Annotated in this window: 21 protein-coding genes; 10 read left to right on the top strand and 11 right to left on the bottom strand. The window is 72.7% G+C overall.

The genetic code is table 11. From position 1 onward, the window contains the following. Window positions 1-4 precede the first annotated feature (4 nt). Window positions 5-721, top strand: coding sequence for a hydrogen peroxide-dependent heme synthase (gene hemQ / locus ACIO3P_RS08860; RefSeq protein WP_329822047.1), 717 nt, complete (start codon window positions 5-7; stop codon window positions 719-721). Window positions 722-963: 242 nt separating this feature from the next. Here hemQ and ACIO3P_RS08855 read toward each other — a convergent pair whose 3' ends face one another. After that, window positions 964-2,037 (bottom strand): alkene reductase, encoded by a 1,074-nt coding sequence (locus tag ACIO3P_RS08855; protein ID WP_401848398.1) that lies wholly within the window; start codon window positions 2,035-2,037, stop codon window positions 964-966. A gap of 290 nt (window positions 2,038-2,327) precedes the next feature. Here ACIO3P_RS08855 and ACIO3P_RS08850 point away from each other — a divergent pair, with 290 nt between their 5' ends. Next, a complete protein-coding gene (locus tag ACIO3P_RS08850; protein WP_329822061.1) occupies window positions 2,328-2,822 on the top strand; it encodes a MarR family winged helix-turn-helix transcriptional regulator in 495 nt (164 codons plus the stop codon). On the opposite strand, the gene ACIO3P_RS08845 is transcribed toward ACIO3P_RS08850, so the two are convergent. The 5 genes from ACIO3P_RS08845 to ACIO3P_RS08825 form a co-directional block, all read right to left on the bottom strand. Then, a complete protein-coding gene (locus tag ACIO3P_RS08845) occupies window positions 2,813-4,450 on the bottom strand; it encodes an alpha/beta hydrolase (RefSeq protein ID WP_401848399.1) in 1,638 nt (545 codons plus the stop codon). The genes ACIO3P_RS08850 and ACIO3P_RS08845 overlap by 10 nt on opposite strands. A gap of 225 nt (window positions 4,451-4,675) precedes the next feature. Next, the gene (locus ACIO3P_RS08840) at window positions 4,676-5,686 is read right to left on the bottom strand and encodes a TIGR04222 domain-containing membrane protein (RefSeq protein ID WP_401848401.1); all 1,011 of its coding nucleotides are present in this window, start codon (window positions 5,684-5,686) and stop codon (window positions 4,676-4,678) included. A 6-nt stretch (window positions 5,687-5,692) separates the two neighbouring features. Next, a complete protein-coding gene (locus ACIO3P_RS08835) occupies window positions 5,693-7,063 on the bottom strand; it encodes a DUF692 domain-containing protein (RefSeq protein ID WP_401848403.1) in 1,371 nt (456 codons plus the stop codon). 233 nt (window positions 7,064-7,296) lie between these two features. Further along, complete coding sequence (locus tag ACIO3P_RS08830; RefSeq protein WP_329822042.1) at window positions 7,297-8,073, bottom strand: DUF4142 domain-containing protein; 777 nt, start codon at window positions 8,071-8,073, stop codon at window positions 7,297-7,299. Between the two features lie 170 nt (window positions 8,074-8,243). After that, complete coding sequence (locus tag ACIO3P_RS08825; protein ID WP_401848405.1) at window positions 8,244-9,125, bottom strand: aminoacyl-tRNA hydrolase; 882 nt, start codon at window positions 9,123-9,125, stop codon at window positions 8,244-8,246. 98 nt (window positions 9,126-9,223) lie between these two features. Here ACIO3P_RS08825 and ACIO3P_RS08820 point away from each other — a divergent pair, with 98 nt between their 5' ends. The 4 genes from ACIO3P_RS08820 (at window position 9,224) to ACIO3P_RS08805 (ending at window position 11,783) form a co-directional block, all read left to right on the top strand. After that, window positions 9,224-9,901, top strand: coding sequence for an AIM24 family protein (locus ACIO3P_RS08820; protein ID WP_401848406.1), 678 nt, complete (start codon window positions 9,224-9,226; stop codon window positions 9,899-9,901). Window positions 9,902-9,923: 22 nt separating this feature from the next. Continuing rightward, window positions 9,924-10,838 carry an ATP-binding cassette domain-containing protein gene (locus tag ACIO3P_RS08815; protein WP_401848408.1) on the top strand — a complete coding sequence of 305 codons (915 nt, stop codon included), beginning with the start codon at window positions 9,924-9,926 and terminating at the stop codon, window positions 10,836-10,838. Then, on the top strand, window positions 10,835-11,506 hold the full coding sequence (locus tag ACIO3P_RS08810; RefSeq protein WP_329822038.1) for an ABC transporter: 672 nt from the start codon (window positions 10,835-10,837) through the stop codon (window positions 11,504-11,506). Before ACIO3P_RS08815 ends, ACIO3P_RS08810 begins: the two co-directional genes overlap by 4 nt. A 109-nt stretch (window positions 11,507-11,615) precedes the next feature. Next, entirely contained in the window at window positions 11,616-11,783 is a 168-nt protein-coding gene (locus ACIO3P_RS08805) for a hypothetical protein (RefSeq protein ID WP_329822037.1), read from the top strand. Window positions 11,784-11,836: 53 nt separating this feature from the next. Here ACIO3P_RS08805 and ACIO3P_RS08800 read toward each other — a convergent pair whose 3' ends face one another. The 5 genes from ACIO3P_RS08800 to zapE all read right to left on the bottom strand — a co-directional run bounded on the left by ACIO3P_RS08800 (window position 11,837) and on the right by zapE (window position 17,089). Beyond that, complete coding sequence (locus ACIO3P_RS08800; protein WP_329822060.1) at window positions 11,837-12,682, bottom strand: polysaccharide deacetylase family protein; 846 nt, start codon at window positions 12,680-12,682, stop codon at window positions 11,837-11,839. Window positions 12,683-12,786: 104 nt separating this feature from the next. Next, window positions 12,787-13,620: a PPK2 family polyphosphate kinase gene (locus ACIO3P_RS08795; protein ID WP_401848833.1), complete on the bottom strand. Its 834-nt coding sequence runs from the start codon at window positions 13,618-13,620 to the stop codon at window positions 12,787-12,789. Window positions 13,621-13,876: 256 nt separating this feature from the next. Next, window positions 13,877-15,241, bottom strand: coding sequence for an alkaline phosphatase PhoX (locus tag ACIO3P_RS08790; RefSeq protein ID WP_329822036.1), 1,365 nt, complete (start codon window positions 15,239-15,241; stop codon window positions 13,877-13,879). Window positions 15,242-15,450: 209 nt separating this feature from the next. Further along, window positions 15,451-15,876 (bottom strand): OsmC family protein, encoded by a 426-nt coding sequence (locus ACIO3P_RS08785; protein WP_329822035.1) that lies wholly within the window; start codon window positions 15,874-15,876, stop codon window positions 15,451-15,453. Between the two features lie 103 nt (window positions 15,877-15,979). Then, on the bottom strand, window positions 15,980-17,089 hold the full coding sequence (zapE, locus tag ACIO3P_RS08780) for a cell division protein ZapE (RefSeq protein ID WP_329822034.1): 1,110 nt from the start codon (window positions 17,087-17,089) through the stop codon (window positions 15,980-15,982). A gap of 37 nt (window positions 17,090-17,126) precedes the next feature. Between zapE and ACIO3P_RS08775 the strand changes: the two genes are divergently transcribed. The 4 genes from ACIO3P_RS08775 (at window position 17,127) to msrB (ending at window position 20,549) form a co-directional block, all read left to right on the top strand. Then, a complete protein-coding gene (locus tag ACIO3P_RS08775; protein WP_329822033.1) occupies window positions 17,127-17,954 on the top strand; it encodes a pyrimidine reductase family protein in 828 nt (275 codons plus the stop codon). A 193-nt stretch (window positions 17,955-18,147) separates the two neighbouring features. After that, on the top strand, window positions 18,148-18,600 hold the full coding sequence (locus ACIO3P_RS08770; protein ID WP_329822032.1) for an indole-3-glycerol phosphate synthase: 453 nt from the start codon (window positions 18,148-18,150) through the stop codon (window positions 18,598-18,600). An 83-nt stretch (window positions 18,601-18,683) separates the two neighbouring features. Continuing rightward, a complete protein-coding gene (gene murC / locus ACIO3P_RS08765) occupies window positions 18,684-20,090 on the top strand; it encodes a UDP-N-acetylmuramate--L-alanine ligase (protein ID WP_329822031.1) in 1,407 nt (468 codons plus the stop codon). A gap of 51 nt (window positions 20,091-20,141) precedes the next feature. Then, complete coding sequence (gene msrB, locus ACIO3P_RS08760) at window positions 20,142-20,549, top strand: peptide-methionine (R)-S-oxide reductase MsrB (RefSeq protein WP_329822030.1); 408 nt, start codon at window positions 20,142-20,144, stop codon at window positions 20,547-20,549. The last annotated feature ends 209 nt before the right edge of the window (window positions 20,550-20,758 follow it).

Below are 20,758 nucleotides of genomic sequence, written 5' to 3'. Positions count from 1 at the left end.
CCCCATGACTGCTGCTCCCGAGAAGATCCCGAACGCCGGCAAGAAGGCCAAGGACCTCAACGAGGTCATCCGCTACACGCTGTGGTCCGTCTTCAGGCTGCGTGATGTCCTGCCCGAGGACCGGACCGGTTACGCGGACGAGGTCCAGGAGCTGTTCGACCAGCTCGACGCCAAGGACGTCACCGTGCGCGGCACGTACGACGTGTCCGGGCTGCGCGCCGACGCCGACGTCATGATCTGGTGGCACGCCGAGACCTCGGACGAGTTGCAGGACGCGTACAACCGCTTCCGGCGCACCCGGCTCGGCCGCGCGCTGGAGCCGGTCTGGTCGAACATGGCGCTGCACCGCCCCGCGGAGTTCAACAAGTCGCACGTGCCGGCCTTCCTGGCCGACGAGACGCCCCGCGACTACGTGAGCGTCTACCCCTTCGTCCGCAGCTACGACTGGTACCTGCTGCCCGACGAGGACCGCCGTAGGATGCTCGCGGACCACGGCAAGATGGCGCGCGGCTACCCTGACGTACGCGCCAACACCGTGTCGTCCTTCTCGCTCGGCGACTACGAGTGGGTACTGGCCTTCGAGGCCGACGAGCTGTACCGCATCGTCGACCTGATGCGTCATCTGCGCGGGTCCGAGGCGCGGCTGTACGTGCGGGAGGAGATCCCGTTCTACACGGGCCGCCGCAAGTCGGTCGCGGACCTCGTGGCAGGGTTGGCGTGACGGAATGACGTGGTGGCCGGGTCCGTGACCGTACGGACCGGGCCACCCCACCCGGAAGATCAGACGGGCGGCGGCAGTTCCCTGCTGCGCGCACGCCCGTCCAGCGACACCGGGTTCGGCTCCGGGTTCCCATCGGCCGCCGGCCTGCGGAAACGCTGTGACCTACGGGGAAGAACCTCGTTCTTCCCCGGTCCAGCCCGTTCCGCCCCGGTCACGGCCGATGGAACCCGGGTCGGTGCTTGTCAGCCGAGGGCCGAGTAGTCGGTGTAGCCGCCCTGGTCACCGCCGAAGTAGGAGGCGGGGTCCGGGGTGTTGTAGGGGCCGCCGGCGGCGAGGCGGGCCGGCAGGTCGGGGTTGGCGAGGAAGAGGGCCCCGTAGGCGATCAGGTCGGCGGTGCCGTCCTCGATGAGCTTCAGCTCGTCCGGGCCCGTGGGCTCCGTGCCGGTGAAGGGGTTGAGGACGAAGGTGCTCGGCCATGCCTTGCGCAGCCGCAGGACCAGGTCGCGGATTCCGGGCGCCTCCATCTGGTGCAGGTAGGCCAGGCCGAGCGGGGCGAGCGCGTCCACGAGGGCGGTGTAGGTGGCCTCCACGTCCGGCCGGTCGCTCTCGTCGATGTCGTTGTAGGTGTTGCCGGGCGAGATACGGAAGCCGACCTTGTCCCCGCCGATGGCCTCGGCCACGGCCTTCGCGGTCTCGACGGCGAAGCGGATCCGCCGCTCGGGGCTGCCGCCCCAGGCGTCGGTGCGCTGGTTGGAGTTGGGCGCCAGGAACTGGTGGATCAGGTAGCCGTTGGCGCCGTGCAGCTCCACACCGTCGAAGCCCGCCTCGACGGCGTTGCGGGCCGCGGTGGCGAAGTCGGCGATGGTCGCCGCGATCTCCGTCTCGGTCAGCTCGTGCGGTTCGACGAAGTCCTGCGGCCCCTGGTGTGTGTAGACCTGGCCCTTGGCCTTGACCGCCGAGGGGCCGACCGGGGTGAGGCCCATCAGGCTCGGGTGGCCGACCCGTCCGGTGTGCATGATCTGCAGGAAGATCGCGCCGCCCTCGGCGTGTACGGCGTCCGTGATCCCGCGCCAGGCCGCGATCTGCTCGGCGGAGTGGATACCGGGGGTGTCCGGGTAACCCTGGCCGATCGCGGACGGCTGTGTGCCCTCGGTGACGACCAGACCGGCGCTCGCCCGCTGCGTGTAATAGGTCGCCATCAGCTCCGTGGGGGTCTGCCTGGCGCCGTGGGCGCGGCTGCGGGTCATGGGGGCCATCACGATGCGGTTGGACAGGCGGATGCCGCCGAGTTCGTAAGGGGCGAAGGCCGTAGTCATGATCAGGATCCTGTTCGGTTCGGCTGGGTGACACCACGCGATGTCATTGCCTGTTCGAACAAGTAAATAGCCTCGCCGCATTCCTGAGCTTCTGTGATGTGCGTCACTCTCCTGTGTTGGGGTGCTGGTGGCGCCCGTCCCGCAGGGCGCAGGGCGCGTCGCGGTAGAATGTTCCTGTTCGGGCAACAATCAGCGTGAGGGCGTGAGGGGCTGTGAGCGGCGTGAACGACATGGCGAAGGATCCGGGCGGCGCCCCGTCCGCGGACCCCTGCGCGAACCCCTGCGCGGGCATGACCCGCCCCGAGCTGCCGCCGTCGGTCAAGGCGGGGCCCGTGAGCCACGCGATCTTCCGCGTGGCCCGCCTGCACCGGATGCTCGCCGGACAGCTCCTGCGCCGCGTGGGGCTGCACCCCGGGCAGGAGCTCGTCATGATGCAACTGTGGGACCTCGGCCCGCAGCGTCAGGCCGATCTGGTGCGGCTGCTCGGCTCGGACGCGGCCACCATCACCCGTACGGTCAAGCGGCTGGAGAACGCGGGCTTCGTCCGCCGGCGGCCCAGCGAGACCGACAGGCGCGCCACCATCATCGAACCCACCACCGCCAGCCTCGCGCTGCGCAAAGGGGTCGAACAGATCTGGGCGGAACTTGAGGAGGGGGCCGTCGGCGATCTGGGCGCGGGCGAACAGGACGCCATGATCCGCGTCCTGGACCGTATCGAGGAGAGCCTCAGCCTGGCGGTCGAGCGGCGTCCGCCCCTCGACCCCACGGCGTGCACTCAGGAATGAGAAGCCGGACCGGGCCTTCCTCGCAGATCGGCGAGCCGGGCGGCCGGTTCGAGTGAGATCGGGTTCGGCTCGGGGTGCGGCGCGCACTCGGTGCGCCGCGCCGGTGTCCTCCCGGTCAGCAGATAGTCCTCCAGATACGCGTTGGCGCACGGGTTGTCGCCGCCCGAGACCCCGTGCGTACCGGCGTCCCGCTCGGTCACCAGCGCCGAGCCCGCCAGCCGGCGCTGGAGCTCCAGCGCCCCCTCGTACGGGGTGGCCGCGTCCCGCTCCGCCGCCAGGATCAGCGTCGGCGGGAGCTGTCCGGGGCGGGTGCGGACGTCGACGGGCTCCTGCCGGGGCGCGGGCCAGTAGGCGCACGGCAGGTTCATGAAGGCGTTGTCCCAGGTCTCGAACGGGGCGTGCCGCGCCAGCGCCGTGTTGTCGCGGTCCCACACCTGCCACCGGGTCGGCCACGGCGCGTCGTTGCACTCGACGGCGGTGTAGACGGCGTTGCTGTTCTCACCGCTCGCGGCGGCCGCCGGGCGGGGGGTGGCCTGGGAGATCAGCGGCTCGGGGTTGCCCCGGACGTACTCGGAGAGCGCGGTGGCGCGCAGCGCCCAGTAGTCGTCGTAGTAGCCGGCGCCGAGCATCGCCGCCTGGAGCTGCCCGGGGCCCACCTTGCCGCCGGCCGGTTCGTGCGCGACCCCGGCGCGCACCTGCTCGTAACTCCGCTGCACCTGCGCGGCGTCGGTGCCCAGGTGGTAGGTCGCGTCGTGCTTGGCGACCCAGGTACGGAAGTCCTCCCAGCGCCGCTCGAACGCGGCCGACTGTTCGAGGTTGTTGCGGTACCAGATCCGGTCCGGGTCCGGGTTGACCGCGGAGTCGAAGACCATCCGCCGTACGTGCGAGGGGAAGAGCGTCGCGTAGACGGCGCCGAAGTACGTCCCGTACGAGGCCCCCATGAACGTCAGCTTCCGCTCGCCGAGCGCGGCGCGCAGGACGTCGAGATCGCGGGCGTTGTTGCGGGAGTGGTAGTGGCGCAGCGCCTCACCCGCGTGGGCGGCGCAGCCCCGCGCGTACGCCTTCGCCTCGGCGATCCGCTCCCGCTTGTACGACGCGGAGGGGTGCGTGGGCGCCTGGGTCGGCGCCTTCCCGTAGTCCGCCGGGTCCTGGCAGGAGAGCGGCGCGGAGCGGCCGACACCGCGCGGCGCGTAGCCGATCAGGTCGTACGCGGCGGCGATCCGCTTCCACCCGGACACCTCGGCGGCGAGCGGGAAGTACATGCTGGAGGCTCCGGGGCCACCGGGGTTGTAGACGAGCGCCCCCTGCCGCCGGTCGGCGGGACCGCTCGCGGTGACCCGGCTGACGGTGAGGCCGATCGTGGGTCCGTCGGGCGCGGCGTAGTCGAGGGGGACCTCGACGGTGCCGCAGGTGACGGGGGCGGGCAGCTTCTCGGCCTCGGGGCAGGCACCGAACGTGACACCGGCGGCGGCGGCGCGCGCCGCCGCCCGGGCCACGCCGCGGGTCTCCGCGGTGGCGGCGGCCGGGCCGTTGTCGGCGGAGGCGCCGTCCGCCGGGACGGCGACGAGGGCCGACAGGACCAGGGAGCCGAGGGTCGTCAGAGCCCCGTACTTCGCGACTGCTCTCATCGTGTTCCCTTCGTGCGTGCGTACGAGCGGTCCGGAGGTCTCCCGGAATCCGGGGGTCCGGGGGAGCGACGGCACGACGAGCGTCGGCAGGGGGCCGGGACTTGGCAAGGACCGGTGAGCGGTGTCGGAGGCCGATGACCCCGATGCGCCCCACGGCCACTCCTGGGCGCCGCCCGGCGTGCGGAACGGGCGGGAGTGTGCGAAGAGGCGGTCCCGGGCGACGGTTCAGGAGCCTCCGCCGCCTCCGCAGCCCCCGCCGCCACCCCCTCCGCCGCAGCTACTGCCGCCGCCACAACTGCTCCCGCCTCCACCGGACCCGGAGTCGCCGCCCGCGCCCCCGCCTCCGCCTCCGCCGCCGCAGGATCCGGCGCCGCAGCCGGACCCCGACCCGCCGCACCCCGTCCCCGAACCGGGCTGCGCGCCGGAGCACCACCCCACGGCCCCGACGGCGAGATGCGGCGCGGGCGAGAAGTCCCGTCCGGGGCGCAGCCTCGCCGCCGTACGCAACTGCTCCCGCAGCAGCGGGTCGGCGACCCCGGCCAGGCCGTGCGCCGCGACCTGCCCGGCGACGGACGGCGGGGCGTACGGCTGCCCGGCGACGAAGGCGCGCAGGGCCCGCCGCCCGGCCGGCGTGATCCGGCGCCCCGCGACGGAGGCGCAGACCAGGCCGACGACGGAGCCGATGACGAGGGTGGGCAGGAGGGTGAAGTTGTCGAAGCCGTCGCCCAGACCGTCGTCGTGGAAGGCCGACAGGAAGGCCACGAAGAAGGTGACGGGCACGGCCAGCAGACACAGCAGGCCCTGGAGCACGCCCCACCGCCGCCACGGACGGGCCCGCCCAGGACGGACCAGCAGCCCGCGCTCCGCGAGCGCGTCGCCCACCCGCTGGACGTTCGGGCCGCGCATCACCGCCAGCCGCAGCGCGTGCAGCCCGCCGTGCGGCGCCGCCGCGTGTTCGTCGAGCACCGACCGCTCGACGGGGTCCTGGGCGACCGGCCGGAGTACGGCGACGATCCCCGGGCCGCCCACCGAGATCCGGCCGTCCGCGTGCATCCCGGCGAGCGCGGCGTCCACGACGCGCCCGGGGCCACCGCCGAGGAACGCGGCCTCCGCCACGTCATGGAGCGGGCCGGCGCCGGCCGCGCCCCGGCCGCGCCGACCGGCCACCCCGGCGATCAGCGCCACGGACGAGGCCACCACGGTGAGATGCGCCGCCAGTACGGGAAGGGAGGTCATCGCCCGTCACCCCCCGACCAGCGCGGCGCGGGCCGCGCGGACGAGCCGTACCGCCCGGCGCGGCGGGCGCGCGCCCGCCCGCTCCTGCCACCACAGGGTCAGCCGCCGCCGGGCCGCGGGATCCTCGGGGCGCCCCTCGATCAGCAGCGTCTCGACGAAGTCCAGCGCGTCCCTGCGGTAACCGCCGCGCATCGGCTTCCGCGCGGCGTACGCGAGGAACGCCGGACGGAAGCCGTCGCCGAGGATCCCGGGCAGCTCGGGTGCCACCTTGGCGACGACACCGGCACGCTTGGCGGCCAGCGCGCGGCTCTGCACGCCGAGCCGGCGCGGATCGAACCCTTCCGGTACGGGGGTGCCGGCGACCAGCGCCGAGAGCAGCGCGGTCTCGGCGAGCGCCAGCCGCGCCCGGGCCGCCTCGGTGGTGTCGGCGGGGTCGGTGGCGTCGGTGGCGTCGGCGAGGTCGGCGGGGTCTTCCGTCGCGGGCGAGGAGGCCCGTACCGGAGCGACGGCTTCCGGGGCAGAGGAGGCCCGTACCGTCGCCGCCCCGCCGGCCTCCAGCGTCTCGCGTATCAGCGTCAGTTCGCCCGCCAGCTCCGCCGAGGGCGGGAAGTCGTCGTCCCGCTCCAGCAGGACGCCCGGCGGCGCCACCCGCGAGCGCAGCTCGGCGAGGATGTCGAGCACGGGCCGGGTGACCGGATGGGCGTGGGTGTCGTGCCAGACGCCGTCGCGCTCGATCCCGCCCGCGACATGGACGTACGCGATGGCCTCGACCGGCAGTTCGTCCAGCGCCCTCGCCGGGTTCTCGCCCCGGTTCACGTGGTTGGTGTGGAGATTGGCGACATCGATCAGCAGCCGGACCCCGGTGCGTTCGACCAGTTCGGCGAGGAACTGTCCCTCGCTCATCTCCTCGTCCGGCCAGGAGATCAGGGCGGCGATGTTCTCCACGGCGAGCGGCACGGGCAGCGCGTCCTGCGCGATCCGTACGTTCTCGCAGAGCACGCGCAGCGCGTCGCGGGTGCGCGGTACCGGCAGCAGATGACCCGCTTCGAGTACGGGGGACGCGGTGCGCGGCCCACCGGCCCGTACGAAGGCGATGTGCTCGGTGACCAGGGGGGAACCAAGGGCCTCGGCGCACTCCGCGAGCTCCGCCAGCCGCCGCGGATCGGGGCGGTCCGCGCCGCCGAGTCCGAGCGAGACCCCGTGCGGGACGACGGTGACGCCGCGCTCGCGCAGCCGTACCAGCGACTCGGGGAGATGGCCGGCGCACAGGTTCTCCGCGACTGCCTCGACCCAGTCGACCCCGGACAGGGCCTCCACCGTGTCGGCGATCTCCGGGCGCCAGCCGATGCCGGTGCCCAGACGTGGTGTGTCGTTCATGGTTTCCCCCTGTTGCGGACTCCTCCGTACGCGACCTGGCTCGCGGTTGCAGGGGTCATGACCCCGAGAACGCCTCCGTGAATCCTGGAGGGAGGACGTTCAGAGGTTGATTTGAGGTTCCACGCCCCCGCCACGAAAGCACGGTGCCTCCCCCGGTACGGATGTGAGGGGGAGGCACCGTGCTGTGGAACCGCTGCGGAACCGTTGTGGCACCGCCTTGGAACCGCCGTGGGTCAGCTCGCGCCGGGGTCCGGCCGGTTGGTGTTGATCGAGGTGGGGGCGCCCGGCCCGGTGGAGGGCTCGGAGGTCAGCTTCTCGTTCCCGTTCGGCACCACCGGCTCAGCGGCCGGGGGCAGGTTGCCGTTCGGGGGCGGCGGGCCGGTCGGGCTGGCGGTCTTGGTGCCGGCGGCCTCGTTGGCGATCGAGTCGAAGTCGACCATGCCGGTGGCCTCCAGCATGGTGATGTGGTCGAGGACGGTGATGTTGGCGTCGCTGGCGAGATTGCGGATCAGGGTGTTCCTGGTGGTGTGCCGTACCTCCGCGATCAGGGCGAAGACCTTGCCGTGCGCGTTGCGCAGCAGGTTGGCGAACTTCTGCTCGTACTCCTGGCCGGTGGCCGCCGACAGCTCCCTGAGCCAGCCCTGCTGCTGGTCGTTGGGCTGGTTCGGCAGCTCGACGCCGAGCTTCCCCGCCACGTCACGGGCCCGCTTGTCGAGGTCGGTGTGGCCCACGACGAGGTGGTCACCACATTCCTTGATCGCCTTGGTGGGCGCGCGTTCGAGGGCCTGCTGTCCGGCGGGCAGCTCCCAGAGCCCCGCCAGCCTGACCTTGACCAGGAAATCACGGTCGGTGGCCGTCAGGGGGCCCCACTGGGTGGAGACGGACGACGCGTTGATGTTGGCCTGCCCGGTCCCGGAACGGTCGGCGTACGACCACACGGGGAAGGCCAGTGCCGCCACTGTGGCGACCAATGCCGCGATGATGAGCGCCGAACCGTTGATACGTCGCAACAATGTGCTGCCTCCCGAACCGAAAACTGACACCGCTGAATCAACCGCTGAGAGCGCGGCCGTTCAACCCGCCTTGGCGGTATGGAGGAATACGCACGGCGCGCCGGGTGTGTTCAACCCGGTGGCGGCGGATGATCGATGACCGTGCGGGCCGCTCTCCCGGGCGTCGGTCAGCGGCGCAGCGACGGGTGGTCGGCGACCACCGTGCAGGATCCCGCGGCGATCTCCGTGAAGCCCGCGTCGCGGACCACCGGCAGCCCGGCCGTGGTGAGTTGACGCCATTGCGTGGGGTCCGCGGTGCGGACGGAGAGCGGGAACCCGGCGTCGCGCCAGGACGCGCGGTCCGTCTCCGGCAGTTCCCACCAGGCGAGTTGGGCGCCGTGTCCGGCCTGGGCCATGGCTTTGCCCGCCGACATGTCGAGGTCGGGGCTCAGCCACAGCACCGGGTGGGCCGGGTCGGCCGGGGGCGGCGGCGCGGGGTCGTCCAGGTCGGTGCCGGAGACCTGGAGCTTGGCCAGCTCCTTGGGCCAGCCGTCGAGCGGGACGGGCGGGAAGACCCGTACCTCGGCGACGGACGACGACGCGCCGGCTTCCGCAGTCGGCGCACCGTCCGCGACCGGCGCACCGTCCGCCGCGGAGGCCGGCGCACCGTCCGCGGGCGGCGCACCGTCCGCGGGCGGCGCACCGTCCGTGGCCGGCGCCTGCGCCAGCGGGCCGCGGCCCGTCACCGTGATCCCGGGGAGCGTGCAGGCGCGGCGCCACTCCGCGCCGCGCGCCCGCCGTACCACCTTGCGGATCCGGGCGTCCTGCCAGTCCCGTACCGCCTGGGCCCACTCGCCCTCGTTCTCGCCCTCGCCCAGGGCCCGTTCGTCGGAGAGCAGGGTGAGCACCGCGCGGGCCGCAGTCTCCAGGGCGTCGGTACGGGTAGGCGGCGCGGCCTTCTCGATCCGGACCACCAGCGGCAGTACGTACTGCGGGGCCTCGTCCCGGGCGGTCGACTCGTGGCGGAAGGGACTCTCCGCCGGGGCGCTCTCGTTGCTCTCGCTGCTCACGGCCCCAGTCTGCCAGCCGCCGCGCCCCTGCCGGCCCGCGGATTTCTTGGCCGAACCTTTCTTGGCGGAACGTACCGGTCCGGGCGACGATGCACGGCATGAAGAGCGACCTTTTCTCCACGGGACACATGGCCCAGCCGGCCACCGCGCCCGGGATGACCCTCCAGAACGCCAAGTCGATCAAGTACGCCGTCAACGGTGAGATGTACGCGCGGCAGGGGGCGATGGTCGCCTACCGCGGCTCGCTGGAGTTCGAGCGCAAGGGGCAGGGCCTCGGCGGGCTCCTCAAGCGCGCGGTCACCGGTGAGGGGCTGCCGCTCATGACGGTGAAGGGCCAGGGCGAGGTGTGGCTCGCGCAGGAGGCGGCCCACTGCTTCATCGTCGATGTGGAGCAGGGCGACGCGCTCACCATCAACGGCCGTAACGTGCTCTGCTTCGATCCGACCCTCAGCTACGAGATCAAGACGGTGAAGGGCGCGGGGATGACCGGAGGTGGTCTCTTCAACAGTGTCTTCACCGGCTACGGCAAACTCGGCGTCATCTGCGAGGGCGATCCCATCGTGATTCCCGTCACGGCGCAGGCACCGGTGTACGTCGACACGGACGCGGTCGTCGGCTGGAGCGCACAACTCGGTACATCCCTGCATCGCTCCCAGTCCGTGGGGTCGATGATCCGCGGCGGATCCGGTGAGGCCGTCCAACTGATGCTCCAGGGAGAGGGCTTCGTGATCGTACGGCCGAGCGAGGCGACTGCGCAGAAGCCCACCGCGCACTGACGCGAGCTGAGATCATGCCCGGATGAACCTCCAAGGTGTGGGCCGCCGTTACGGCCTCCGCGGGCCCTGGGTGCTGCGCGGGGTCGATCTCGAACTCCCCGCGGGCGCCCTGGTCCGGGTCGAGGGCGTGAACGGCAGCGGGAAATCAACCCTGTTGAGGCTGATCGCGGGCATCGACGTGCCGACCGAGGGCCGCCTGCACGGCCGTTGCCGCACGGCGTACGTTCCCGAGCGCTTCCCCGTCTCGCTGCCCTTCACGGCCGCCGGATATCTGATGCACCTCGGCCGGATCCACGGGCTGCGCCGCGATGTCGCGGCGGCGAGCGCCGTCGAGTGGCTGGAGCGGTTCGGCGCGCAGGAGCACGCCCGGACGCCGATGGACGAGCTGTCCAAGGGCACCAGCCAGAAGGTGGCCGTCGCACAGGCGCTGCTGGCCGAGCCCGAGCTGCTGGTCCTCGACGAGGCGTGGACGGGGCTGGACACGGCGGCCCGCGCGGAGCTGGACCGGGCGGTCGCCGAGCGTGTCGCCGCGGGCGGCACGGTCGTCTTCGTCGACCACGACCGGCGGCGGCTGGCCGGGGCGTCCGACGCGTTGTACGGGGTGGTGGACGGCGGCGTGGTGCCTCGTACCGAGGCCGCGCTCCCCGACGACGAACGGGACGGGGAGCGGGCCGAGGTGGTACGGATACTCGCCGAGGGGCCGCCGGGCACGGCGCTCGACGGCGCGGCGGCGGCCGCACTGCCCGGGGCGCCCGCCTGCGACGTACCCGCCGAGGACGGTTCCGTCCTGCTGACGGTGGCCGCGGAGCACTCCGACGCGCTGCTGCGGGCGCTGCTCACCGCCGGCCCGCCCTGGCACATCAGGGAGGTGGGTCAGGCCGCTGAGCCGGCCCCGGCAGGTACCGCCACCACGGAGACGGAGCGCATCTCCTCATGACCGCACTGCTCAGCTATCAGATCGCCCTGCTGCTGCGCTCGCAGCGCTGGCTGCCGCCGCTCCTGCTGTACGGGATCTTCCTCGGCGTCGGGGTGCAGTCGGGGCAGCCGATCCTGGACTCGCTCGGATACGCGGCGGCGGCCCTGCTGCCCGTCACCGCCTGGCTGGTCCGGATCTGTGTCACCCAGGAACCGGCGGCCTCCCGCGCGGTCGTCGGCGCGGTGAACGGGACGCGCCGGGCGCATCTCGCCACGCTGCTGGCCGCCGTGGCCGTCGCGGGTGCCATCGGGGTGGCGGGCACGCTGCTCGTCATCCTGATCAGCGAACCGAAGAACGCCGACTTCACGGTCGGGGTGGACGTGGTGTCCGCCGGTACGGCGGGGCTGCTCGCCGCGCTGGTCTGTCTGCTGGTCGGCGCGGCCGTCGGAGCGCTGTGCAACCGGCCGCTGCTGCGCGCCCGGGGCTGGTCGATCGCGGCCACGACGGTGGTCTCGCTGGTCGCGCTGGTGATCACCGGGTCCCCGGCGCGGTACGCGGTCAGCGGCCTGGTGACCGGCTCGCTGACCGGGGAGGTCAGCGCGCCGGGTCCGGCGCTGGTGGCCGCCGTGCTGGTGGCGGGCGTGGCGGCGGCGGTGGCGTGCGTGATCGGCACCCGGCGGGACGGCTGAGCGGGCGACGGGAGCGGGCGGACCGGAAGCGGGCTGGCCGGGAGTGGGCGGACCGGGAGCGGGGCGGACCGGGACCGGAGAACGGGCGGGCCCCAGTAGGCTCGACCGTATGAGCGAGCGGACGAGCGGGCGGACGGCCGGAGAACCGGTGGTGACGGCGTACGCGGACTGCGTGCTGTGCGGGGAGCCGACCGAGCACCCCGAGACGGTCAGGGGCGCGACCCTCTGCCCCGTCTGCGAGTGGCAGGAGGCCCAGCGGACGGCGTGCTCGGGCTGACCCCGTAAGGCTGACCCCGTGGGGCGGTGCCGTCCGCCGGACTCCCCGTCGGTTCAGTGCGCCATCAGCTCCGACACCCGGACGAAGCGGAAGCCGCGCTCCCGCAGCTCCGGCACGATCCGCCGTACCGCGTCCTCCGTCACCGGCGCCGCGCTGCGCGTGCAGTGCATCACCACCAGGGAGCCGGGCTTCACGTCCGCCAGCACCTGGTCCGCGACGGCGTCCGGGTCCGTGGCGAAGGCGTCGCCGCTGACGACGTCCCACTGCACGGCGGTCACCTTCTGCGGGGCGAGCGCGCGCAGCGCCGCCTTGTCGTAACAGCCGCCGGGGAAGCGGAAGTACGGCACCACGTTGCGCGCCCCCGCCGCGTGGAACGCCTTGAAGGCCCGTTCCACGTCGCCGGCCATCCGCTCCTTGCCGATGACCGGCAGCCCGTAGCAGTCGGCGGTGAAGGCGTAGTGGCTGTACGAGTGGTTGGCGATCTCGAAGAGCGGGTCCGTGCCGATCGACTTCGCCTGGGTCGGGTACTCCTCGGCCCAGCGTCCCGTCATGAACACGGTCGACGGCACTTCGAGCCGGCGCAGCAGCGCGATCAGCGACGGGTTGTCGAAGCGCTCGCCGCCCGCGGCCCGCGGGCCCTGGTCGGCCGTCATGTCGGCGTCGAAGGTGAGGGCCACCGTCTTCCCCGCGGCGGGGGCGCCGCGCTGGAAGACCGGTGTCAGCCCGTCGGGCCCCGGAACCATGCTGGGCGGCCCCTTCGCCACGGCGGGGCGGGGCGACGCGGTGTGCGGGGGAGAGGCGGCTGTGGTCCCGGCACCGGCGCGGTCGGCGCCCGCGCACCCGGACAGGGCGGAGCCGAGCAGACCGAGTACCCCGAGGGCGCCGACGGCGGTGAGCATGCGTACATATCTGGTCACACGCGGAAAATATATGATGATCTGTCTGGAATCGGTGCACGGCGCTCACGCACCCCGAAGATTTGGTCCGGCCGGTCGCGCCGGGCTCAGCCCGGCCGGCCCATCGCGAGCAGCCGCCTGCGGCTCTCCTCGACGTCGAAATCGCCCGCCGGGTACGCCGGATCCAGCGCGTCCAGGTGTTCGAGCAGCAGGGTGCTGATCGCCCAGTTGCGGTACCACTTGCGGTCCGACGGTACGAGGAACCACGGCGCCGCCTCCGTGGAGCAGCGCCGCAGCGCCTGCTCGTACGCCTCCTGGTAGGCGGGCCACAGCGCCCGGTCCGCGATGTCGGACGGCTGGAACTTCCAGTGCTTGTCCGGGTCGTCCAGCCGGGCCAGGAGCCGGTCGCGCTGCTCCTCGTACCCGATGTGGAGGAAGACCTTCACGATCGTCGTCCCGTCGTCGGCCAGCTCCCGCTCGAAGCGGTTGATCTGTCCGTAGCGTGAGGCGAGGTCCCGCCGGGAGGCCAGGGCGCGGACGCGGGCGATCAGGACGTCCTCGTAGTGCGAACGGTCGAAGATGCCGATCTCGCCGGGCCGGGGCAGCGCCCGCCGGATCCGCCAGAGGAACGGATGGCTCCGCTCCTGCGGCGTCGGCTCCTTGAACGCCCTGATCCGGCAGCCGGACGGGTTGAACAGCCCGATCACATGCTTGACCGTGCCGCCCTTGCCGCTGGTGTCCATGCCCTGGAGGACCAGCAGCAGACGGCGCGTGTCGCCCGCGGTGGAGGACGCGTACAGACGGTCCTGGAGTCCGGCCAGACGGGCGGCCAGCGCGCTCATGGCCGCGCGGCCCGCGGCCTTGTCCGCCGGGCCGCCCGGGGTCGCCCTCGTGTCGTACGCGGAGAGGTCGACGGGGCCGCCCTCGGGGACGCGCAGCAGCTCACGGAGGGCCGGTACCGGTCCCGGCCGCTTACCGGCCTCTCCCGGCTTCTTCCGCTTCCTGTCGTCCTTCGTGTCTTTCGCGCCCTTCGTGTTCTTCTTGTCCTTCGTGGCCACCGCGCACCCCTTCCGCTCGGTCGGCCCCTCACCGAAGAGCCCTCACCGCAGGATGCGACGGATCGGCGCGCCCTGCGACCGCTGTGCGGTCGGCGGGGCGCGCCGGCGGGGACGCGTATGCGTCAGGGTGTGTACCGCGTCAGTGCCAGGGGCCCGTCACCGCGAACGTCGTCCCCGGGGTGTAGCAGTTCACGTACATCGTGGTGCTGTCCGGCGAGAACGTCACTCCGGCGAACTCGCCCCACTCCGGATCCTCCGGGGTGCCCACGTTGTTGGCGCCCCGGGCCATCGCGTACACCTCGCCGCGCCGCGTCACCCCGAACACGTGCTGCGCGCCGCCGCCGTCCTCGCACACCATCAGACCGCCGCTGGGCGCCAGACAGATGTTGTCCGGGGACTCGCCGGGCAACTGGATGTCGGTGTCCGGGCCGAAGACGATCACCAGCGTGAGCCGGCGCCGCTGCGGCTCGTACTTCCAGACCTGCCCGTAGTGGTCACCCGCCGAGCCGTCCGAGCTGTGCGCGAAGCTGGACACGAAGTAGACCGCGCGGTCGCCCCAGTAGCAGCCCTCCAGCTTCTGCGCGTGGGTGATGCCCCCGGCGCCGAAGTCCTGGAAGCGGATCGGGGTCTCCTTCGCCAGCGGGTCGGGTACGGGGACCCACTCGATCCGGTCGAAGGTCGCGCCGGTCTCCATGACCGTCGACAGGTCCGGCACCCCCGGCACCCGCATGGCCTCCAGCGTCCCGCCCGCGCGCAGCGAGCCGACACCGCCGCGCGGCTTCTCGGGGAGGAAGCGGTAGAAGAGCCCGAACGGCTTCTCGAACGCGTCCTCCGTCTCGTACACGACGCCGGTGCCGGGGTCGATCGCGACCGCCTCGTGCTGGAACCGGCCCATGGCGGTCAGCGGTACGGCTCCGGTGCGGCGCGGGTCCGCGCCGTCGACCTCGAAGATGAAGCCGTGGTCCTTGGTGTAGCCGTTGGTGCCCGCGCGGTCCTCGGTCTCCTCGCAGGTGAGCCAGGTGCCCCAGGGGGTGGGCCCGCCCGCGCAGTTGACGGCGGTGCCGGCGATGGCGACGCGTTCGCCGAGCACGTTGTCGCGCCCGTCGAGTTCGAGCGCCGTACAGCCGCCCTTGCCCATCGGGTCGTAGGTGATGCCGTCGACGGTCGGTACGCCGATCCGGGCGGTGGGGCGGTTCTCGTGGTTGCGTACGAGATGGACCCGGCCGCGCCGGCCCGCGAAGGCGGCCATCCCGTCGTGGTTGCTGGGGACCCGGCCCTCGCCGGAGCGGAGCGGGTCGCCCTCCCGGGAGAGGACCTTGTAGCGGAAGCCCTTGGGCAGGTCGAGCAGGCCGTCCGGGTCGGGGACCAGAGGGCCGTACCCTCCGCGGCCCATGGTGTGCGCCGCGGCGGTACCGGTGAACAGCTCCGATACGGCCCCGGCGAAGACGATGCCCGCGGCGGTGGCACCGCCGCGGGCGAGGATCTGACGTCGTGTTGCGGACATGAGGCAACTCCCTGCTGGCGGACAGGAGACGTGACCCGCATGTGTGTATCACGTGCACATGGGACACGTGAACCATGCGGGTCACCGAGAGCCTCTGGTGTCGCATGGGGCACCGCTCGTCAACAACGGGGTGACGTCATGTCAATTCCGCGTTGACACCGGGTGAACGCCGGGCGGCGCCCCGTACGGCGCCCCGTACAGCGCCGCCGTCAGACGAGCGACGCGCTCAGCGTGATGGTCGTCCCCGTCAGGGCCTGGCTGACCGGGCAGTTCGCCTTGGCGTCGGTGGCCGCGGCCTGGAAGGCGTCCGCGTCCAGACCCGGGACCTCGCCCTCCACGGTGAGGTGGATACCGGTGATGCCCTCACCCGGCTGGAACGTGACGTCGGCCTTGGTGGTCAGCTTGGTGGGCGGGGTGCCCGCGCCGGTCAGGCCGTGCGACAGGGCCATGGAGAAGCAGCTCGAATGGGCGGCGGCGATCAGCTCCTCCGGGCTGGTCTTGCCATTGGCCTTCTCGGCGCGCGACGGCCAGGAGACGGGCTGCTCGCCGATGCCGGACGAGTCGAAGGTGACGGTGCCCGAACCCTTGAGCAGTTCGCCTTCCCAGACCGTGTGAGCGGTGCGAACAGTAGCCATGATGGTTCCTTCCGATGGTCAACGGCGGCGCCGGGGCGGCCACGGGGGCCGGCCGCTCCGGCACGGGGGTTTGCGGCCCCCAAAGCCCCCAACCTACTGGACCCTACGGAGTGACCAGCCCCTTCGCGTCCCTCGCCAGCGCGGTGAGACGGGAGATCGCCCGGAAGTACTTCTTCCGATAGCCGCCGTTCAGCATCTCGTCGCTGAACAGTTGGTCGAACGGCACACCGGAGGCGAGCACCGGCACCTCCCGGTCGTACAGCCGGTCCGCGAGGACCACGAGCCGCAGCGCCGTCGACTGGTCGGGGACCGGGACGACCTCCGTGAGGCAGACGGCCCGTACCCCCTCCGTGAGCGCCCCGTACCGGCTCGGGTGGACCGAGGCGAGATGGTCGAGCAGCCCGGGGAAGTCGTCCAGGCTGGCGCCCTCGGTGGCGTACGCCGCCCGGGTCACCGCCTCGTCGGAGTACGGGGCGGGAGCCTCCGGCAGCCCCCGGTGGCGGTAGTCCTCGCCGTCGATGCGCAGCGGCCGGAACTGGGCGGAGAGCCCCTGGATCTCCCGGAGGAAGTCGGCGGCGGCGAAGCGGCCCTCGCCGAGCTTGCCCGGCAGGGTGTTGGACGTCGCGGCCAGCGCCACGCCCCGCTCGACCAGCCGGCCCAGCAGGCTGGAGACGAGAACGGTGTCGCCCGGGTCGTCGAGTTCGAACTCGTCGATGCACAGGAGCCGGTGCCCGCCGAGCGTCTGTACGGTCTGCTGGAAGCCGAGCGCGCCGACGAGGTTCGTCAGCTCCACGAACGTGCCGAACGCCTTCTGCTCGGGCGGGGCCGGGGTGGCGTGCCAGAGCGAGGCCAGCAGATGCGTCTTGCCGACGCCGTACCCGCCGTCCAGATAGACCCCGCGCGGCCCCGTGGGCGCCGGCGGCTTCCGCGCGAACCAGCGGCGCATGCCGCCCCCGGAACCCCCGGAACCGGCGACGCGGTGCGCGCCGCCCAACCCGGCGGCGAAGGCGTCCAGGACGGTGACGGCCTCGGTCTGGCTCGGCTGGTTGGGGTCGGGTACGTACGTGTCGAAACGTACGGAGTCGAAGCGCGGCGGCGGCACCATCTCCGCGACCAGCCGGTCGGCGGGGACGCGTGGCTCGCGGGCGCAGAGGGAGAGGGGGGCCGACTCGGTTGCCGAGGCGGGACCGGAGGCGTGGGTGGAGGACGACACAACTCCTCACTCTATGCTCCGTGCCAGACTGCTGGACATGCGACGCCTGTTCCCTGTGACCGATCAGACAGCGCCCGGCACCCCCGCTGACCTCCCCGTCGGCGCCGAGGGGGCCGGGCGTGAGTGGACGCTCGACGAGCTGGCGGACGCCTACGCCTACCCGGAGTACGCGGGGGGCGAGGGGCCGGAGGGCGGCCGGGCCGTGCTGCGCGCCAACATGGTCTCCACCTTGGACGGCGCCGCCCACCACGACGGTCTGTCGCACGCCCTCTCCTCCGACGCCGACATGCGGATCTTCGGCACGCTGCGCGGGCTCGCCGACGCGGTCGTGGTGGGGGCGGAAACGGTTCGGCGGGAGGGGTACCGGCCGGCCCGCGCCCGCGAGGCGTTCGCCGCGCGGCGCGCCGCGGCCGGCCAGACGCCCGCGCCCGCGATCGCCGTCGTCACCGCCGGCCTGGACCTGGACCTCGCGGCGCCGCTGTTCACCGCGCCCAGCGTCCCGACGCTCGTCCTGACCGGCGCCGCCGCCCCGCGGGACCGGGTGCACGCCGCCGAGAAGGCCGGCGCGGTGGTGATCGTCGCGGGGGAGGGGGCCGGGGTGGACCCCGCCCGCGCCGTACGCGCCCTGGCGGAGCGCGGCCTCGTCCGGCTGCTCACCGAGGGCGGCCCGCGGCTGCTGGGCCAGTTCGTGGCGGCGGGCGTCCTGGACGAGCTGTGTCTGACGCTCTCCCCGACGCTCACCGCCGGGGACGCGCAGCGCATCGCGGGGGGCCCCGCCGTCGCCGTACCGGAGAGGTTCGCACTGGCGTCCCTGCTGGAGCAGGACGGGTTCCTCTTCACCCGGTACCACCGCGTCCGACAATGAGCGGAATTCACCGTTCCGGTTAGCTTCCGCTGGGCAGACTTATTCTCGGACCCCGTGCGGGCACGGGGAAGGATGGTTTCCGCAGCGGGTCCGGAGGGCCCGTGCACCAAGTGGCTCAGTCGACCCAGTGGAACAGCTCAGTGGAACTGCTCAGTGGAACAGAAGGGCGCCTGTCGTGTTCACAAGCGTATTGATGATCGAGAAGCCCCTGACGCCGGAGGACGTGGAGTTCGTCACCACTCTCCACGGCGACGAGACGGTCTCCTTCGTGGTGCTCATGCAACCCCGCGGCGACCAGGCGGACGTCCTGCTGCGCGCCATCGACGACGTCGCCGTCGGTGAACTGCGGGACGCCACGCGCGAGGGCGACGAACTGGAGGGCACGGCCGCCAGACAGCCGGCCGAACTGGCACTCGAACACTCCTTGAGGGCCCTGCGCGCGGCGGGCTCCGAGGCCGTGGGCCAGGTGGTCGAGGAACACCCGCTGGACCTGCTCAAGACCGTCGTGGAGGACGCGGCGGCCGACGAGGTGATCGTGCTGACCGAACCGCACTACGTGGAGGAGTTCTTCCACCGGGACTGGGCGTCCCGGGCCCGTCACAAGGTCGGCGTACCGGTGCTCAAACTCTTCGCCCACAGCGAATAGGCTGAATCGACGGCACCGGCAGTGCCGGACGTACGCTGTCGGTCCTTGCCCAGCACCCCGCTCGCACCTTGGGAGAAACACAGATGGCACCCGGTACCGGTATCCCCGTCGCCATGGAACGGCCGCACTTCATCGGTATCGGCGGCGCCGGGATGTCGGGCATCGCGAAGATCCTCGCCCAGCGCGGGGCGAAGGTCGCGGGCAGCGACGCCAAGGAGTCGGAGACCGCTCAGGCGCTGCGGGCGCTGGGGGCCACCGTGCACATCGGCCACGCCGCGGAGCACCTCGCGGACGACGCCTCGTGCGTGGTCGTCTCCAGCGCCATCCGGGCCGACAACCCGGAGCTGGCGCGCGCCGCCGAGCTCTCCGTGCCCGTGGTGCACCGCTCCGACGCGCTGGCCTCGCTGATGGGCGGCGGCCTGCGGCCGATCGCGGTCGCGGGCACCCACGGCAAGACGACCACCACGTCCATGCTGGCCGTCGCCCTCACCGAGCTGGGCCTCGACCCGTCGTACGCGATCGGCGGCGACCTGGCGGGCCCCGGCACCAACGCCCGGCACGGCGGCGGGGAGATCTTCGTCGCCGAGGCGGACGAGAGCGACCGCAGCTTCCAGAAGTACGACCCCGAGGTCGCGATCGTCCTCAACGTCGAGCTGGACCACCACGCCAACTACGCCTCGATGGACGAGATCTACGAGTCCTTCGAGACCTTCGTCGGCAAGATCGTCCCGGGCGGCACCCTGGTGATCTCCGCGGACCAGCCGGGCGCGGTGGAGCTGACCGCGCGGGTCCGCGACCTGGCCACCGTGAAGGTCGTCACGTACGGCGTGGCCGAAGGCGCCGACGTACGGGTCCACAAGATCACCGCACGGGGGCTGACCAGCGAGGTGACGGTCCTGCTCGACGGCCGCCTGCTCACCTTCACGGTCTCCGTGCCCGGCCGGCACTACGCCCTCAACGCGGTCGCGGCCCTCGCGGCGGGCGTCGCCCTCGGCATCCCCGCGCACAACCTCGCCTCGGCCATCGGCACGTACACCGGGGTCAAGCGCCGCCTCCAGCTCAAGGGCGAGGCCGCGGGCGTCCAGGTCATCGACTCGTACGCGCACCACCCCACCGAGATGACGGCCGACCTGGAGGCGATGCGCGCGGCGGCGGCCCCCGGCTCCCGGCTGCTGGTCGTCTTCCAGCCGCACCTGTTCTCCCGTACCCAGGAACTCAGCACCGAGATGGGCCAGGCGCTCGCCCTCGCCGACGCGTCGCTCGTCCTCGACATCTACCCGGCCCGCGAGGACCCGATCCCGGGCGTCACCAGCGCCCTGATCGTCCAGGCGGCGCAGGCGGCGGGCGCCACGGTCACGGCCGTCCACGACAAGGACGCGGTGGCGGACGCGGTGGCGGGAATGGCGGGCCCCGGTGATCTCGTTCTCACCATGGGGGCGGGCGACGTCACGGACCTCGGCCCGCGGATCCTGGCCCGCCTGGCCGGCTGACCCGCCCGGCGGACCGGTCAGGCCCTGACGACCCAGAGAGGCAAGAGAGCCATGGCGTACGAGATCGACAAGCCGGAAGAGCAGTGGCGCGCTGAGCTGTCGCCCGCGGAGTACAAGGTGCTCCGCGAGGCCGGCACGGAGCCCGCCTTCGTCGGCGAGTACACGGACACGAAGACGACCGGCGTCTACTCCTGCCGCGCGTGCGGCGCCGACCTCTTCCGCTCCGACACCAAGTTCGAGTCGCACTGCGGCTGGCCGTCCTTCTACGACCCGAAGGACACGGACGCGGTCGAGCTGATCGAGGACCGCTCGCACGGCATGGTCCGCGTCGAGGTGCGCTGCGCGCGCTGCGGCTCGCACCTGGGCCATGTCTTCGAGGGCGAGGGGTACGCGACCCCGACGGACCAGCGGTACTGCATCAACAGCATCTCGCTGCGGCTGGCGCCGGACGAGGACTGAACGGTCCGCGCTGTCGCGCAGTCCGCCGTGTCCGCGCTGTCGCGTGGGACCCGGGGTCCGGGGTCCGGCTTTCCCTCGGCTCCCGGGCCGCCCCGGTCTCCGGGGAAAGCCGGACCCCGCTCACCGCTGCCGGCCGAGGGAACCGAAGCGGCGGCCCAGCCTGCTGAGCGCGCCCGGCCGGTTCCAGGCGCGGAACTCCTCCGCCCGGT

Source organism: Streptomyces sp. NPDC087310, from assembly GCF_044744405.1.
GTDB lineage: Bacteria > Actinomycetota > Actinomycetes > Streptomycetales > Streptomycetaceae > Streptomyces.
This window is presented reverse-complemented; position numbering and strand designations above follow the sequence as displayed.

Bases quoted from the DNA above. Each gene is read 5' to 3' on its own strand.
- ACIO3P_RS08810 (WP_329822038.1), top strand. From the start codon at position 10,835: ATGACCGCACTGCTCAGCTATCAGATCGCCCTGCTGCTGCGCTCGCAG.
- ACIO3P_RS08775 (WP_329822033.1), top strand. From the start codon at position 17,127: ATGCGACGCCTGTTCCCTGTGACCGATCAGACAGCGCCCGGCACCCCC.
- ACIO3P_RS08815 (WP_401848408.1), top strand. From the start codon at position 9,924: ATGAACCTCCAAGGTGTGGGCCGCCGTTACGGCCTCCGCGGGCCCTGG.
- msrB (WP_329822030.1), top strand. From the start codon at position 20,142: ATGGCGTACGAGATCGACAAGCCGGAAGAGCAGTGGCGCGCTGAGCTG.
- ACIO3P_RS08840 (WP_401848401.1), bottom strand. From the start codon at position 5,686: ATGACCTCCCTTCCCGTACTGGCGGCGCATCTCACCGTGGTGGCCTCG.
- ACIO3P_RS08805 (WP_329822037.1), top strand. From the start codon at position 11,616: ATGAGCGAGCGGACGAGCGGGCGGACGGCCGGAGAACCGGTGGTGACG.
- ACIO3P_RS08835 (WP_401848403.1), bottom strand. From the start codon at position 7,063: ATGAACGACACACCACGTCTGGGCACCGGCATCGGCTGGCGCCCGGAG.
- murC (WP_329822031.1), top strand. From the start codon at position 18,684: ATGGCACCCGGTACCGGTATCCCCGTCGCCATGGAACGGCCGCACTTC.
- ACIO3P_RS08845 (WP_401848399.1), bottom strand. From the start codon at position 4,450: ATGAGAGCAGTCGCGAAGTACGGGGCTCTGACGACCCTCGGCTCCCTG.
- ACIO3P_RS08855 (WP_401848398.1), bottom strand. From the start codon at position 2,037: ATGACTACGGCCTTCGCCCCTTACGAACTCGGCGGCATCCGCCTGTCC.
- ACIO3P_RS08850 (WP_329822061.1), top strand. From the start codon at position 2,328: ATGACCCGCCCCGAGCTGCCGCCGTCGGTCAAGGCGGGGCCCGTGAGC.
- ACIO3P_RS08800 (WP_329822060.1), bottom strand. From the start codon at position 12,682: ATGCTCACCGCCGTCGGCGCCCTCGGGGTACTCGGTCTGCTCGGCTCC.
- ACIO3P_RS08770 (WP_329822032.1), top strand. From the start codon at position 18,148: ATGATCGAGAAGCCCCTGACGCCGGAGGACGTGGAGTTCGTCACCACT.
- ACIO3P_RS08820 (WP_401848406.1), top strand. From the start codon at position 9,224: ATGAAGAGCGACCTTTTCTCCACGGGACACATGGCCCAGCCGGCCACC.
- hemQ (WP_329822047.1), top strand. From the start codon at position 5: ATGACTGCTGCTCCCGAGAAGATCCCGAACGCCGGCAAGAAGGCCAAG.
- ACIO3P_RS08790 (WP_329822036.1), bottom strand. From the start codon at position 15,241: ATGTCCGCAACACGACGTCAGATCCTCGCCCGCGGCGGTGCCACCGCC.
- ACIO3P_RS08785 (WP_329822035.1), bottom strand. From the start codon at position 15,876: ATGGCTACTGTTCGCACCGCTCACACGGTCTGGGAAGGCGAACTGCTC.